General features: G+C 72.4%; 11 protein-coding genes. 5 read left to right on the top strand and 6 right to left on the bottom strand.

The features are described 5' to 3' along the window. Positions 1–82: 82 nt before the first annotated feature. The gene (locus ABGB06_RS05220; protein WP_347585736.1) at positions 83–808 is read right to left on the bottom strand and encodes a TrkA family potassium uptake protein; all 726 of its coding nucleotides are present in this window, start codon (positions 806–808) and stop codon (positions 83–85) included. A gap of 31 nt (positions 809–839) precedes the next feature. Further along, complete coding sequence (locus tag ABGB06_RS05215; RefSeq protein WP_347585734.1) at positions 840–2,213, bottom strand: potassium transporter TrkG; 1,374 nt, start codon at positions 2,211–2,213, stop codon at positions 840–842. A 467-nt stretch (positions 2,214–2,680) separates the two neighbouring features. Between ABGB06_RS05215 and ABGB06_RS05210 the strand changes: the two genes are divergently transcribed. Together ABGB06_RS05210 and ABGB06_RS05205 are read left to right on the top strand one after the other, a co-directional pair. Continuing rightward, entirely contained in the window at positions 2,681–3,532 is an 852-nt protein-coding gene (locus ABGB06_RS05210) for a hypothetical protein (RefSeq protein ID WP_347585733.1), read from the top strand. A gap of 151 nt (positions 3,533–3,683) precedes the next feature. After that, positions 3,684–3,950, top strand: a complete 267-nt coding sequence (locus tag ABGB06_RS05205; RefSeq protein WP_347585731.1) for a WXG100 family type VII secretion target — start codon at positions 3,684–3,686, stop codon at positions 3,948–3,950. Positions 3,951–4,124: 174 nt separating this feature from the next. Here the strand turns inward: ABGB06_RS05205 and ABGB06_RS05200 are convergent, their stop codons facing one another. Further along, positions 4,125–8,642 carry an FtsK/SpoIIIE domain-containing protein gene (locus tag ABGB06_RS05200; protein WP_347585730.1) on the bottom strand — a complete coding sequence of 1,506 codons (4,518 nt, stop codon included), beginning with the start codon at positions 8,640–8,642 and terminating at the stop codon, positions 4,125–4,127. A gap of 271 nt (positions 8,643–8,913) precedes the next feature. Further along, positions 8,914–10,113, bottom strand: a complete 1,200-nt coding sequence (locus tag ABGB06_RS05195) for an amidohydrolase family protein (RefSeq protein ID WP_347585729.1) — start codon at positions 10,111–10,113, stop codon at positions 8,914–8,916. A gap of 71 nt (positions 10,114–10,184) precedes the next feature. Here ABGB06_RS05195 and ABGB06_RS05190 point away from each other — a divergent pair, with 71 nt between their 5' ends. Further along, complete coding sequence (locus ABGB06_RS05190) at positions 10,185–10,436, top strand: hypothetical protein (RefSeq protein ID WP_347585727.1); 252 nt, start codon at positions 10,185–10,187, stop codon at positions 10,434–10,436. A gap of 958 nt (positions 10,437–11,394) precedes the next feature. On the opposite strand, the gene ABGB06_RS05185 is transcribed toward ABGB06_RS05190, so the two are convergent. Further along, the gene (locus ABGB06_RS05185) at positions 11,395–12,036 is read right to left on the bottom strand and encodes an NAD(P)-binding domain-containing protein (RefSeq protein WP_347585725.1); all 642 of its coding nucleotides are present in this window, start codon (positions 12,034–12,036) and stop codon (positions 11,395–11,397) included. Between the two features lie 123 nt (positions 12,037–12,159). On the opposite strand from ABGB06_RS05185, the gene ABGB06_RS05180 reads away from it, so the two are divergent. Beyond that, positions 12,160–12,738, top strand: a complete 579-nt coding sequence (locus tag ABGB06_RS05180; protein ID WP_347585724.1) for a GNAT family N-acetyltransferase — start codon at positions 12,160–12,162, stop codon at positions 12,736–12,738. Here ABGB06_RS05180 and ABGB06_RS05175 read toward each other — a convergent pair. Next, positions 12,735–13,328 (bottom strand): 3'-5' exonuclease, encoded by a 594-nt coding sequence (locus tag ABGB06_RS05175; protein WP_347585722.1) that lies wholly within the window; start codon positions 13,326–13,328, stop codon positions 12,735–12,737. The two genes, ABGB06_RS05180 and ABGB06_RS05175, sit on opposite strands and share 4 nt — an antisense overlap. 361 nt (positions 13,329–13,689) lie before the next feature. On the opposite strand from ABGB06_RS05175, the gene ABGB06_RS05170 reads away from it, so the two are divergent. Next, the gene (locus ABGB06_RS05170) at positions 13,690–14,346 is read left to right on the top strand and encodes a hypothetical protein (RefSeq protein WP_347585720.1); all 657 of its coding nucleotides are present in this window, start codon (positions 13,690–13,692) and stop codon (positions 14,344–14,346) included. Positions 14,347–14,381: the final 35 nt, after the last annotated feature.

Genomic DNA, 14,381 nt, shown 5'->3' with positions numbered 1-14,381 from the left:
CGATCGGGTGTGATCCTGACGCGTCCTTAACACCCTACCCGCTATGTCCGTGATCTTCAGCCCGGGGGAGCGGTGACCAGGCTCAGCTGAGGTTCGCGAACGCCTCCACGGCCGGCGTCTTGCCCGTCACGATGAGCACGTCGCCCGGCCTGACCACGGTCTCCGCGGTCGCGTAGGTGAAGTCGTGCCCGGGACGCTTGATGCCGACCACGGTCACGCCGTGTTTGGTGCGCACCGCGCTGACGCCGAGCGGCACCCCGGTGGCGACCTTCGGCGCCACCGTCTTGACCAGCGCGAAGTCGTCGTCGAACTCGATGAAGTCCAGCATCTTGCCGGTCACCAGATGGGCCACCCGCTCGCCCATCTCGTGTTCCGGCAGCACCACGTGGTGGGCGCCGAGCCGCTCCAGGATCTTCCCGTGCTGGCGGCTGATCGCCTTCGCCCAGATGTTCGGCACGCCGGCGTCCAGCAGGTTCGACGTGGTGAGGATGCTGGCCTCGATGTCCGTGCCGATGCCGACCACCGCGCTGGTGAACTCGTGCACGCCGAGCTGCCGCAGCACCTCGTCGTCGGTGCAGTCGGCGACCGCCGCGTGGGTCAGCGAGTCGCTGTAGCGCTGCACCAGCCGCTCGTCGTCGTCGATGCCGAGCACGTCCCAGCCGCGCCGCATCAGCTCCGCGGCCAGGGAGCTGCCGAACCGGCCGAGGCCGATCACCGCGATGCGCTGCTCCCCGGTGTCGCCGCCCCGCGTCTCGGCGTCCGTCCGGTCCTCCCGGCGCCGGCGCAGTCCCTGCAGATAGTTCGCCATCAGCTCCCCTAGCTCCGTGCCGCGCTCTCTCCTAGCCAATGATCGGTCGCTCCTCGGGCAGCTGGTAGCGTCGCGGCCGCTCGCGCAGGGCGAGCGCGGAGACGAGGGTGATCGGACCGACCCGCCCGACGAACATCAGCGCGACCAGGATCAGCTGGCCGGCGGCGGGCAGCTCGGGGGTCAGCCCGGCCGACAGGCCGACCGTGCCGAACGCCGAGACCGCCTCGAACAGCACCACCTCGGCGCGCGCCTCCACCACGGTGAGCAGCGCGATGGTGGAGGCGATCACCAGCCCGATGCCCAGCAGCGCCACGGTCAGCGCCTGCCGCAGCACGTGCGGGGCCAGCTTGCGTTGGAACACGCCCGAGGTCGGCTCGCCGCGCACCTCGGCGAGAATCGCCGCGCCGAGCACGGCGAAGGCGGTGACCTTGATGCCGCCGGCCGTGCTCGCGGCGCCGCCGCCGATGAACATCAGCACGGAGGTGCCGAGCAGCGTCGCCGGCTCCATGGCGGCGATGTCGGTGGCGTTGAAGCCGGCGGTCCGGCTCACCGTGGAGTGGAAGAAGGAGCCGAGCACCTTGGCGTCGACGGACTGCGGCCCGAGGGTGCCCCGGTTCCCCCATTCCAGGGCCAGCGTCAGCAGCGTGCCGGCCAGCAGCAGCACGGCCGAGGTGACCAGGGTGAGCTTCAGGTGCAGCGTCCAGCCGCGGCGGCCGGTCCGGCGCCGGCGGGACCGGTGGCGCAGCAGCTCGATGATCACCGGCGAGCCGAGGCCGCCCAGGATCACCGCGGCGGCCAGCGGCAGCAGCACCCACGGGTCGTGGGCGTAGCCGACCAGGTTGTCGGGGCGCAGGCCGAAGCCCGCGTTGTTGAACGCCGAGATCGCGTAGAAGACGCCGTGGTAGAGCGCGCTGCCGGGGGACTCGCCGTAGCGCAGCCAGAACCGCAGGGCGAGCACGGCGGCCACGACCGCCTCCACGGTCAGCGAGATGGCGACGATCCGGTAGACGACGCGGCGCACCTCGCCGATGCCCACCGTCTTGGTCTCCGCCTGCACGGTCAGCGCGAGGCGGAGCCGCAGCTTGCCCGCCACCAGCAGGCCGAGCAGCGAGGCGAGGGTCATGATGCCGAAGCCGCCGACCTGGATGAGGGCGAGGATGACGGCCTCGCCGGTGCCGCTCCAGTAGGCGCCGGTGTCCACGACCACCAGGCCGGTCACGCAGATCGCGGAGGTGGCGGTGAAGAGGCAGGTGAGGAGGGGCGCGGAGGTGCCGTCGGAGGAACAGAACGGCAGCGCGAGGAGGGTGGTGCCGATGACCACCGCGATCGCGAAGGCGATCGCCACCATGCGCGCCGGGTGGATGGAGAGGACCACCCGACGCAACGGCGTCATGAGCTGCGCCACGTCGTTACCGTCCTCGCGGTTCGGCGGGCCGTCCACCCGTTCCTGCTGACCGTCGCACGATAACGTCGCGCGATGACACATCCCGGGTACGACAGGGCTGTCCTAACGGCCTCCTGATGCCCCGCTGACGCCCCCTTGATGTGACACTGACGCCACTCTGATGTCGGCGTGCCGAATCTGACCGAACGTGACCTGGCGAGCGCCGAACGTCGCCGTCCTGCCCCGTCGCCGGTCCGGCTCTCCCGACCGTGACCAGCAGCCGGATCCGGCCAGCTGGCCGGCGGATGCCGCAGGTAGGCTCTTCCCGGCGCGCTGACCGTCGCGAGTGTCGGCACGCCGGCCGGTCCCGCGCGCCCCACGTGCATCCAAGCCGTGCCCTGCCGCGTCCCTCCCTGCAGAGCCCATGCGCACCACCGTCCGGCCACAGCAAGGAAGAGCGACGACATGACCGAAGGAATGAGCGACTGATGCCCTCCTACGACCTCGCACGAGAACGATTCCGGTTGGCCCACCCGCATCTCGGGGTCCTGGGCCTGCTGCACGACAACGAGCCGGTCGTCGAGGAACTCATCCAGGCAAGGGACGAGCTCATCGAGATCGGCCTGGTCAGCGACGAGGGCGAGATCTCGCCCGTGCTGTCCGATCTGGTCGCCGTCATGTCGAAGCCCGTGATCCAGGTGCTGGTGGAGGTGACCGGCGCGCAGGGGATCATGACGCACGGGCTGGTCATCGGCGAGGAGGCGGTCTTCGCGCACGAGGAGTGGCCCGGCACCGGCGAGTCCGAGTACGTGCAGATCGAGCCGGCCACCGTCGTGTTCGAGCTGGCCCGGATCGTCGGCCTGCGGCAGCGGGCCCGCGCCGAGGCGCGGCCCCCGGTGCTGTCCGTGGAGAGCACCATGGGCGCGCTGGACGCGGTGCTCAATGCGATCGGCGAGATGGCGCCGGAGGAGCAGGACCAGCCGGGCGCGACCGGCGCCAGGGGTCGGCAGGTGTTGACCGTCACGGACGAGGAGTTGGACCACGTCTCGCGCGGAGTGTTCGCGGATCTGATCTCGGCGTTGCGTGCGAACTGGCGGATGACCGTGGTCTGGCCGAGCGTGGAGGGCGACACCCCGGGCACCGGGGCGGCCAGCTTCGCCGTCTGGGACTGCGGTCACTTCGGGTACTGGCATCGGGAGTTGCCGGCCGAGCCGATCGTGGAAGGCCAGGTCGGGCCGGAGACGCCGCTCCGGCTGGTGCAGGTGCCGACGAAGAAGGTCTGGAAGATGATCACCGATCTGTTGCCGAACCGGGACCAAATCCGGAGCACGGCCGCCTGACGGCGCACCGAAATGTCCGCTCTGCCCCCCGCAGTTCCACAGTCGTGTCACAGGGGTCGCTACCTATTCCATCTGCGAATGACGATGCGGTAGCGTGCAGTTGCGGATGGGGAACGAACCATCTACAAAGCCGATTTGGGGAGGACTTGCTATGGACCGCGGTGCAGATATCCAAAGGCTTCGGGACCTCGCGACCAGCTTCGGAGAGAAGGCGACGACTCTCCGGACTGAGATCATCGAGGCCCTGTCGACGGCGTCCGAGGACAGCGAGAGCTACTGGAAGGGCCCGGACTCCGACCGGTTCCGTCAGGAGTTCCGGGACGCCAAGCCGACCTTCACGTCCTTCGCCGACGCCCTGGACGACGCGAAGACGGGTGCCAACAACAGCGCCGACCGGATCGAGCAGGCCACGTCCTGACCTTCGGGAAACGGCGCGTAGCCACGACGCGTAGGGCCCTGAACACCGCGGAGGGTGTTCAGGGCCTTTCGCATGTTCCGGTGCGGCTAATCGCGGTCGGATCCGGGTCTCGGAATCCCCGGATCCGTTTACGCCGCCGGGAAGTCGGGCTTTTCCCGACGGCGCTGACCAGCGCTAGTCCAGCATTGCCGACTGAATCGGCGTCAGGGCGCCGCCCATCACCATTATTCCGTTGCCGACAGGACCGGCGCCGCTGTTCGCGGGAAGTCGGACGCCGAACAGCTCGCCCTCGGCGGGCGTACGCGGTCGCAACAGCATGCCGTTCCGCGACTTGCGGGCGGTGGCCGCGAACCCCCGGTACTGGGAGGCCAGGGAGTCGGTGGTGCCGGCAGCGACCAGCGCGTGCTCGCCGTCCATGCCGGTCTTGATGACCTCCTCCAACGGCTTGTCCAGCGGCGTGTCGTAGACCAGCTCGGCGTCGTCCACCACCACGGCGTACTGCTGGTCCTTGATCGGCTCCAGCAGTTCGGTCAGCTCGTTCTTCGACGCGTCGCCGCCGAGCACGGCCAGCACGCCCTCCTGCCCCTCCAACTGCCGCAGCGGGGACCGGCGCGGCGTGACGATCACCAGCGGAACGCCGTTGCGCAGCAGCGACTGCGCGGCGCCCGCGAGCGTGGTGGAGCGGCCCGACTTGGGCGGTCCCGCGATGACGAAGCCGGGACCCAGCTCCTCCAGGTCCACGCCGACCGGCGCCAGTTCGTCGCCGCCGACGCCGAGCATCACCCACAGCCGCGACGGCGGCCGGAACGACGGGGCGAGGCGCAGCGCCTCCGCCATGCCGATCTTGGCCGGCAGCGCGTCCACCCGCATCGGTCGCTGACTCTGCGGCGCCTCGGCGGCGCGCTGCTGCGCCTGGCGGCCGATCTCCTGGAGCGCCGCCACCTGCGCCTGACCCGAGTCGTCCTCGGCCAGCAGGGCGAGCTGGCTCTCCAGCACGCCGTCGCCTGACAGTTGCAGCGCCCGGCCGCCGGGCATCTCGCCGGGGATGTCGCGGTGCCGCAGGCCGGCGGAGCCGTAGTCGGCCTTGTCCGCCAGCCGCAGGATCAGCTTGGACGCGAACGCGGAGGACATCTGGCCGGTCAGGCCGCGTCGGTCGGCGGTGACGACGGCCTTCAGGCCCACCGCCGAACCCTCACGGAAGACGAGCTGCATGGCCTCGATGAGCTGGCCGTAGTTGTACTTCTCGAACGCCGAGACGTAGCCCTCCCACGCGTCGAGCATCACGACCATCCACGGCAGCCGCTCGTCGGGCGGCGCGGTGGCCCGCTGTTCGGCGGCGCTCGACGCGCCCCGCTCCGCCAGCAGCTCCTGGCGCCGGGAGATCTCGGCGCGTAGCCGGTCGATCAGCCGCCGCACCCGGTCCGGCTGCTCGCGGGTGACGACCGCCCCGGTGTGCGGCAGGCCGACCAGCGGCAGCAGCGCGTTGGAACCGCAGTCGATGCCGTAGATGTGCACGTCGCGCGGGTCGGTGGTGCGGGCGACGACGCCGGCCAGGGTGCGCAGCGCGGTCGACCGGCCGGAGCGGGGGCCACCGATGATCATCATGTGGTCGCCGCCCACCAGGTCCAGCGACAGCGGGATCCTGGCCTGTTCGGAGGGCAGGTCGGTGACGCCGAAGGGCAGCGGTGCGACGTCCCTGGAGGGGCCCGCGTCCTGCGGTTCGCCGTGGGGTGCGGGCAACTCGTCCAGCGTCACCCGCTCGGCCAGCGGCTCCAGCCACGGCCGGTGCGGCGGGCCGAAGCCCATCCGCTGCGAACCGTCCCTGATCGCGTCCACCAGCACCGCGAGGTCGGTCACCATCGAACCGTCGTCGTCGGCCTCCTTGCGACGCGGCACCGGCCGGCTGTACGCGGACCAGTTCAGCGGGACCAGCTCGGCCTTCGGGCCGCTGGAGTCCTGGCGCGGCCGGCGGCCACCGATGCGCGCCGACTGCACGCCCACCAGGTTCTGCGCGCCGGAGCGCACGTAGCACCGGCCCGGCGTGGACTTGGCGATGGCGCCGGAGTCCGGGGCGTCGATGACATCCAGCGACTCGGCGGAGTTGGTGACCCGCAGCGCGATGCGGAGGTTGGTGTTCGCCCGGATGTCGGCGCTGACGACGCCGGCGGGGCGCTGGGTGGCCAGGATCAGGTGCACGCCCAGCGAGCGGCCACGCCGGGCGATGTCGACCAGGCCCGCGACGAAGTCGGGCAGCTCGGCGACCAGCGAGGCGAACTCGTCGATCACGATCATCAGCCGCGGCATCGGCTGCAGTTCGGGCCGCAGTTTGCGGTCGTCGTTGTAGTCCTCGATGTCCTTGTTGCCGGTGCGGAAGAGGATCTCCTCGCGGCGGTGCAGCTCCGCGGCGAGCGAGGCCAGCGCCCGCTCGGTCAGATGCGCGTCCAGGTCGCTGACCATGCCGACGGTGTGCGGCAGCTTCTCGCAGTCCTGGAACGCGCTGCCGCCCTTGTAGTCGATGAGGACGAAGTTCAGCGCCTCCGGATGGTTGGCGACCGCCAACGAGGCGATGATCGTCTGCAGCAGCTCGGACTTGCCCGCGCCGGTGGTGCCGGCCACCAGGGCGTGCGGGCCGTCGCGCCTGATGTCCAGCACGAAGGGGCCGTCCGAGGTGACGCCGATCGGCGCCGCCGTGGACTGGCCGCCGGCCCGCCAGATCCGCTCGATGTCCTCGCCCGACGGGTTCGGCATGCCCATCAGCGACAGCAGCCGCGCCGCGGTGGGGATCGCGGAGTCCGCGTCGTCCCGGCTGACGTCCCGCACCGGGGCCAGCGAACGGGCCACCCGGTCGCACCACGCGGTCGGCACCTGGTCGGCCAGCACCTCGCCGAGGCTCTCCAGGCCTGCCCCCCGCAGCTGCACCCGGGTCGGCGAATGCGGCGACCAGGACACCACGGCCTGGCACTCCTCGGGCAGCAGCCGCTCGTCCTCGTCGATGCACAGCGCGATGATGCCGAGCCCCGGGCCCTCCTGGAGCAGCTGCGGCACGCCGGGCATCCGGCGCAGCAGCCGGGCGCCGTCCAGGATCACGAAGATGAACGGGTCGGGTCGCAGCTGGCTGTACGAACTGAACCCGGGCTGCTTCTGCGCCTGCCGCCGCTGCAACTCGGCGAGCAGCTCGTTGACCCTGCGGCCTATCGGCTCGGCCTCGGAGGCGACCAGCGAGACGCACGGCTGGCCCTGCTGCGGGGTGGCGTGCGGCAGCCAGTGCGCCCAGTCCCAGGTGGCCTCGGCGTCCTGCGCCGAGGACAGCACCACCAGCGACAGGTCGCGCGGGCTGTGCAGGGTGGCCGCCTGCACCGCCAACCAGCGGGCGGTGGCCAGGGTCCGGCTGCGCTCGCCGGCGACGCCGACCACGCCCAGCTCGGGCAGCGAGAGGGAGACCGGGAGGTTGGGCACCACGGGCGGCTCGGGCGGCGCCACGCTGGACTTCTGGTAGCCGGCGGGTTGGACGTCGATCTCGGCGCGCTGCGCCGCGAAGCCGACCCGCAGCTTCAGCACGTCGGGATCGGTCAGCCGCCGCTCCCACAGCCGGCGGCGCGGCCCGGTGGCGAAGAGCAGGATCTCCGCCGGGTCGGGCGCCGCCTCCCGGCGGATCCGCTGGTCCTCGCGGGCGTAGGCGTTCATCGCCTGCCCGAACTGGATGATCTCCTCGCGGTACTGCTTGGTCGACTTCTTGTACTTCTTGCCGCGGTACTGCTTGTCCTGGAAGAACTGGCCGATCATCATCAGCGGACTCATCACGCAGAACAGCAGCATGTAGATCGAGTCGAAGATCATGAACATGGTCAGGCCGAAGATCATCGGCACCATGGCCGTGATGAACTGCAGCCGGGCGCCCTCGCCGCGGGTCGGCTCCGACGGCATGTACATCCGGGGCCGGTGGTGCACCGGCAGCAGCCGGGGCGGCCGGTTGTAGGCGAGGCCGCCGTCGCCGGTCGGCGCGAGGTGCGCGTCGGGGACCGTCGGCCGGTCCAGGACCAGCAGCGACTCGCCGATCGCGAGCATCGCGCCCAGCGGCCAGTCCTGACGCTGGGTCACCGGTTCGTCGTTGAGGAACGCCGCCAGGCCCGGCTGCGGTATGACCTTCACGCCGCCGTGGATGTCGATGCCCACCCGCACCGCGACCGGCGGCAACGCCGGGTCCGCGACCGGCACGGAGCAACTGGGCGCCGAGCCGACGGTGGCCGCGCCGACCGACAGCCGAGCCACCCGGCCCGCGCCGGGTCCGCCGACCACGCGCAGCTCGTACTGCCCGGAGGGCTCGTCGCTGCGCAGCAGCGGCCCGATCTCGTCGTCGAGGGAGATGCGCATCCCGTCCCGCAGCAGCGGCCCGATCCGGGCGGCGGGATCGGCGCGCCAGCCGTCCAGCCACAGGCCGGTGGGCGGCGCCATCGGCCCGGGCGGCATCGCTGCCTGGGCCACCGCGCCCGGCTGCTGCGCGGGCCAGCCCGGTTGCTGCGGCGTCAGCGCGGAGACCAGCGCGTTGTTCGCGGCGAACGGGAGACGCGAGCCCTGGCCCAGGGCGCCCGCGAGGGAGGTCACGAGATCCGCGACGGTGGTGTCCTCCTCAACTCTGATCAGGACGTCCTGAGGCTCCTGGGCTTTCCGGACCAGCGTCACCAGGACCTGCATGACCGAGTTCCTCCCCGCGTTCGAACACCATCAGTGAGCCTACCCGCGAGTCCGGCAGGGGGTCCAGGCGCGTCGCACGGCCTCGGGCAGGGCCCGTCCGCCCGTGTTTCCCAACGATCGCGGCGCCCGCGTCGCATGCCCCCCGCGGGCCCTGGACGAGGGCTCCGATGGGGATCAGTGTCATCCCGCCGTGGCCGCCGTGGTGTGTTTTCGGCCACCGGACCACGGCAGCGGGCCGGCGCAGGGCCCGGCGGGCACCGGCCCGCGGGGTCTACACGGGCAGCGGAACGCCGGCCTGGATCACCTCGCGCGGGCGGGTCTCGTCCCACAGCACCGCCGGCTCGCTCAGCGGGTCGCCGTCCACGACCAGCAGGTCGGCCCGGGCGCCGACGGCCACCCGGCCGAGATCGTCCCGGCCGATCAGGGTCGCGTTGACCGAGGTGGCCGAGCGCAGGCAGGCCAGCACGCCGGCGGCCTCGGCCTGAAGCCGCAGGCCGAGCAGCTGGTCGTCCTCCAACTCGCCCATCAGATCGGTGCCGAAGCCGACCCGGACGCCGGCCGCGTGCGCCAACTCGACCGCCCGGGCGCCGGAGTGCAGCACCTCCTCGTTCTTCGCCCGGATATGGGCCGGCAGCGCGAGCTCGTCGCCCCTGCGCCCCATCGCGTCGTAGGCGACCAGCGTCGGCACCAGGAACGTGCCGTGCCGAGCCAGCAACTCGGCGGTGGGCTCGTCGAGCAGGTTGCCGTGCTCGACGCAGCCGACGCCGTTGGCGATCGAATGCCGGATCGCCTCCGCCGAGTACGCGTGCACGGTGACGTAACTGCCGCGCCGGGCCGCCTCGTCGGTGGCGGCGGCGATCTCCTCGGCCGAGTACTGGGGCGGCCGGATGGGGTCCGTGGGCGACGCGACGCCGCCGGAGGTCATCATCTTGATGGCGTGCGCGCCCCGGTGGAAGCGCCGGCGCACCGCGTGCCGCACGTTGTCCACGCCGTCCACCACCTCGCACATGTGGTGGCCGTGGAAGCAGAGGTCGTACTCGGCGGGCCGCGCGTCGCCGTGCCCGCCGGTCTGGCTCAGCGCGGGCCCGGTGTAGAGGTAGCGCGGCGAGGAGACCAGGCCGGCGCGGATCGCCCGGGCCAGGCCGACCTCGCCGCCGGCCACGTCCCGGACCGTGGTGAAGCCGCGGCGCAGCGCCCGGCGCAGCCGCTCGGCCCCGGCCAGGGCGAGGTAGCTCAGCGGGCTGGCCGCCCACTCGGTGGCGTCCAGGGAGATGCCGTAGGCGTGGAAGTGCGCGTCGATCAGGCCCGGCAGCACCGTGCGCCCGCGGGCGTCGAGCACCCGCTCGGCCCGGGTCACGCGGGTGTCGAACTCGGCGACCACGCCGTCCCTGACGTACAGCGACCCCTCCGTCAGCTCGGCCGACGAGCCGTCGAAGACCAGGGCGTTGGTGATGGTCAGCTCCCCCGACATGGTGCAACCTCCGCGTGTGGGTCCGGCACCCGGCGCGACGCGGGCACCGCGCCACGGTAACCCCGTCGGCCGTGCCCCAGTTGACGTCGGCGGGCTCCGCGTCCTCCGGGAGCAGGATCAGCACGCACAGCGCGGCCTGGTCGCCCTCGGCCAGCGGTCCGGTGGGCTCCATCTCCTCGGTGCAGCCGCCCGGGATGTCGACGTTGCCCTGCGGGGTGGCCGGGTTCTCGGCGGCCGACTCGCCGACGAAGGAGAGCGTGGTCAGCCGCCCGATCAGCATGTCCTCCAGCGTCGCGCCGCCCGCGTGCTCGACGTTGAGGTAGACGGCGGCGGGCTTCATCCCGCTGGCCTCGTCGCCGTAGGCGTCGGCGAGGTCCTCCGGGGCGCCCACGTCGATCCGCTCGGCCGTGACGCGCAGGTCCGCCTGGTTGCCGTTCGCGTCCTCGAACGGGACGGCCTCGCTGGTCTCGCCCAGCTGGTAGACCAGGGTGTCCGGCGGGTAGCCGTTCCCACCCGAGTCCTCGCCGTCCGCCGAGGCGCCGTCGCCGGCCTCCGCCGGGTCCTCGGTGGACTGCTGTTCGACGCCGTCGTCGCCCGACTGCTCGGCGTCCTCGCCGGGGTCCTCGCCCGATTCCTGGTCGGCCGACGAGCCGCCGTCCGCCGAGGCGTCGGCCGACCCCGAGCCCGACTCGTCCGACGAGTCCTCCGAGCCACAGGCGGTGAGTGCCATCGCCAGCACGGCCGCCGGGACGGCGGCTCGCAGCCAGCTGGACCTACGCTTCAACACGCGCTTCTCCTTCGTGGGGGTTGATGGTTCACGGGGAGGTGGGGTCTACCCGGTTCCCCTTTTCGTGCGGTCCGTCACCGCCGGAACGCGGTGGGTGGGGGCACACGACGGTGGTACGGGAGCGCGACCGTCCGGCGGATGGCCGGCCAGGTGCCGCGTCGCCCGCCTCCGTTCCTCCGACGGAACGTCGCCGGCGGGCGGTTCCGCCGATGCGGACGGGCCGCGGTCAGCACGACCCGGCCGAGGCCCTCCCGCCGCCGGTCGGTGACGGCGTCGGCGCGCCCGGTCTCTCCTGGGCGAAGGCGTCGCCGCGCCGGCACGGGGCGGTGTCCCGGCCGCGGCGCGGGCGGCCGAAAGGACTCACGGGCTCGGCCCGCGTCGACCGACCGACGCGGGCCGAGCCCGTGATCCCACCCCTCGTGCGCCTCATGTCCCTCACGGTGCCCGCCCGGGTGGCGGGCGGGCATCCGCGAAGGTACTCATCCGGACCTCATCTACTCATGAGTAGCCGTGGAGGCGGTGGTGGCGGTGCCGGCGGTCGGGGGCACCACCCTGATGTTGAAGGTGTGGGTGCCCAGCGCCCCGGCCACGCCGAGGAACAGCAGCGCGAAGTGCTCCTGGCCGCGGGCGGTGGCGATGCCGCCGAGGTCGAGCTGCGACGACTCTGGCCAGCCCAGGTCGCTGAGCAGCGCGCGGGTGGTGCGCTTGGCCGCGTCGTCGTCGCCCGACAGGAAGACGGTGCTCCGCTCCGCCACGAGGCCGGGATCGCGCATCACGGCCGCCGTCATGGTGCACAGCGTCTTCACCACCGCGGTCTCGGGGAACGCCTGCTGGATCTCCTCGCCCAGCGAGACGCCGGGGTGCGAGAGCCCCATGTCGTCGGTGAAGCCGATGCCGATGTCGACCAGCACCTTCCCGGCCAGCGCCGCGCCTCCGACGCCCCGCAGCAGCTCCATCGACGCCGTGCCCGGGGTCGCGTTGACCACCACCTCGCCGAACCCCGCCGCGTCCGCGACCGGCACCGTCCGTTCCGCCCCCGGCGTGCGGGATCCCCACACCACCTCGTGCCCCGCGTCCCGCCAGCCCTCGCCGACGGCCCGGCCGACATTGCCCGTACCAAGAATTCCGATCCTCATTCCACGACGCTAACCACGCGCGCGCCCATCCCGGATCCGACGCCAGGACCACCCGCGACCTAGTCCCTCGGTCGCAGTCCCCCGGCCGCGGTCCCCGCCGGCCGGGCCGCCTACCATCGGCCGATGAACCCCACAGCGACGCGACTGCGGGCGGACGCCGGCCCCTCGGCGCCCGCCCTCCTCCTCCGCCCCTGGCGCCCGGCGGACGGCCCCGACCTCGTCGACATGTGCTCGGACGAGGCCCTGCGCCGGTGGACGCGCACCACCGTGTACGACGAGGCGAGCGCGGCCCGGTGGATCCAGGTCCAGCACCGCGGCTGGGAGGTCGGGGACCGCCTGGCGTTCGCCGTCGTCGAGCCACACGCCGGCCGGGACGGGGAGCGGCTGGTGGGTCACGTGGTCCTCAAGTACCCCGACCGCGGCGCCGCGGCGGCCGAGGTCGGCTACTGGACCGCGGCCCACGCGCGCGGCCGGGCCGTGGCGCCGCGCGCCCTGGAGGCGCTGACCACCTGGGCCTTCGACAGCTTCGCCGGTGACGGCCTGACCCGTCTGGAGCTGCTACACCAGGTGGACAACGAGGCGTCGTGCCGCGTCGCACGGAAGTGCGGGTACACCCTGACCGGGCTCCTGCCACCGGCGCCCCCCGACCATCCCCTCGACGGCCACCGCCACATCAGGGAGCGAGGCCCGTCTGAGCGCTAGAGGCAGCCCGCGGGCAGGGTGGCCCCGGCGGCGCACAGGTGCCGGAGGGCCGCGGCGAGCGAACGGCAGTCGAAGAGCGCCGAATGCTCGTCGCCGGCGCCCGGCCGGGGCAGGCCGAGCACCTGCCACAGACGACCGACGTTGGCCGAGGCCGTCACCGGCGCGAGGGTGTTCACCCACGGACGGATGTTCAGGAAACTGGCGGCGAGGAACCCGTCCTTCACCTCTTCTCCCCGCGCCCGGGCCCAGCCCACGTTCTCCCCGAGCACGACCATGTCGTTGCCGTAGGAGAGCACGGACTGCCCCTGGCAGAACCCCAGGAAGTCGCCCAGCGCCTCGGCCGGGGCGAGCCCGTCCCGGTCCACGGCCCGCTGGCTGATGCCGGTGAGCTCGGTGAAGTACGACGACAGCCGCGGGTTGACGATCGGCCGGACCAGCGCCTCGTACTCCTCGACGACGGTGTGGTCCTCACCGATCCGCAGGGCGCCGATCTGCACGATCTCCCGCAACTGCCCCGGCGCGGCCCAGTCCCGCTCCAGCGCCCCCGACCACGTGGTGAACTCGAGGTCGAACACGACAAACGACGACATGTCGCCTTCCTCTCCGCAGCCCTCTCGCCGGAGGCCAACGGTCGCACGCCGGGCCCCGATCCGGGTGAACGACAGGTCTCGTTCCGAGGGCGGGAGGGGATCGTGACAGTGCCCGCGACCGTGCCCGTTCGGGACTGGTACACGTGTTGCACGGGCGTGACAGTCCAGTCGTTGTAGGCCCGATGAAGCGGCTGATACGGTTCCAAGGGCTTGTTGGAGTAATCAGTTCGCTTCTTTCCGCAGGCGTTTCGCAGGGGACGAGATGAGCCCGGGGCGACGCCTGTCGCTAGCGGGGTTGGGTGTCATGAAGACTGAAGACCGGGTGTCTGCGGCTGCGAAGAGGCAAGTTGCTGCCGGGCCCATGGCGGGGGACCGGCTGCCCAGCCCGCCGCGGGAGCGCAAGCCCGCGCTCGCGGCGCTCGCCGCGCTCCTGGTCCTGGTCGGCGCGCTCGGCGCGGCCCTGCTGGTGATGCGCGCGGGCGACCGGATCGAGGCCATCCAGATCACCGCGGACGTGTCCGCCGGTCAGCCGATCCCCGACGACGCGATGCGCCCGGTGATGGTGGCCGACAACACCGACGTCGCGTACGTGGAGTGGAGCCAGAAGGACCAGCTGGCCGAGGAGGACCTGCGCGCCAAGACCGATCTGGTCGACGGCGCCGTGCTGGTCGGCCCGATGCTCTCCGAAAAGCCATCGCTGCCCGAGGGCGAGGTCGTGGTCGGCGTCACCCTCCAGCCCGGCCAGTACCCGCCGAGCCTGGAGCAGGGCGACCGGATCGACGCCTACTGGGTGGGCGACGAGGCCACCGAGGAGGATCCGGAGACCGGCACCACCCCCGACGCGCGGCTGGCCGTCGGCGCCCTCGTCGCTCAGATTCACGGTGAGGAGGAGGCGGACGGCAACAGCGCGCTGGCGCTGCGGCTGCGGGTCGACGCGGCCGAGGCGCAGGATCTCACCCGCGCCGCCTCGAACGGCGAGGTGACCGTGGTCATCGTGGGCGAGCCGGACGCCGACTGACCATGTGCGCCGCACGGGGACCCGCGGCACCCGGG

Origin of the sequence: Streptomyces sp. B6B3 (assembly GCF_039871525.1) — a bacterium.
In the GTDB taxonomy this organism is placed as follows: Bacteria; Actinomycetota; Actinomycetes; order Streptomycetales; family Streptomycetaceae; genus Streptomyces.
The sequence above is the reverse complement of the archived record's forward strand: the minus strand, read 5'-3'. Positions and strand labels throughout refer to the sequence as shown.

Excerpts from the sequence above, each read along its gene's own strand:
- ABGB06_RS05220 (WP_347585736.1), bottom strand. The coding sequence starts at position 808 with ATGGCGAACTATCTGCAGGGACTGCGCCGGCGCCGGGAGGACCGGACG.
- ABGB06_RS05175 (WP_347585722.1), bottom strand. The coding sequence starts at position 13,328 with ATGTCGTCGTTTGTCGTGTTCGACCTCGAGTTCACCACGTGGTCGGGG.
- ABGB06_RS05180 (WP_347585724.1), top strand. The coding sequence starts at position 12,160 with ATGAACCCCACAGCGACGCGACTGCGGGCGGACGCCGGCCCCTCGGCG.
- ABGB06_RS05200 (WP_347585730.1), bottom strand. The coding sequence starts at position 8,642 with ATGCAGGTCCTGGTGACGCTGGTCCGGAAAGCCCAGGAGCCTCAGGAC.
- ABGB06_RS05185 (WP_347585725.1), bottom strand. The coding sequence starts at position 12,036 with ATGAGGATCGGAATTCTTGGTACGGGCAATGTCGGCCGGGCCGTCGGC.
- ABGB06_RS05210 (WP_347585733.1), top strand. The coding sequence starts at position 2,681 with ATGCCCTCCTACGACCTCGCACGAGAACGATTCCGGTTGGCCCACCCG.
- ABGB06_RS05205 (WP_347585731.1), top strand. The coding sequence starts at position 3,684 with ATGGACCGCGGTGCAGATATCCAAAGGCTTCGGGACCTCGCGACCAGC.
- ABGB06_RS05170 (WP_347585720.1), top strand. The coding sequence starts at position 13,690 with ATGGCGGGGGACCGGCTGCCCAGCCCGCCGCGGGAGCGCAAGCCCGCG.
- ABGB06_RS05195 (WP_347585729.1), bottom strand. The coding sequence starts at position 10,113 with ATGTCGGGGGAGCTGACCATCACCAACGCCCTGGTCTTCGACGGCTCG.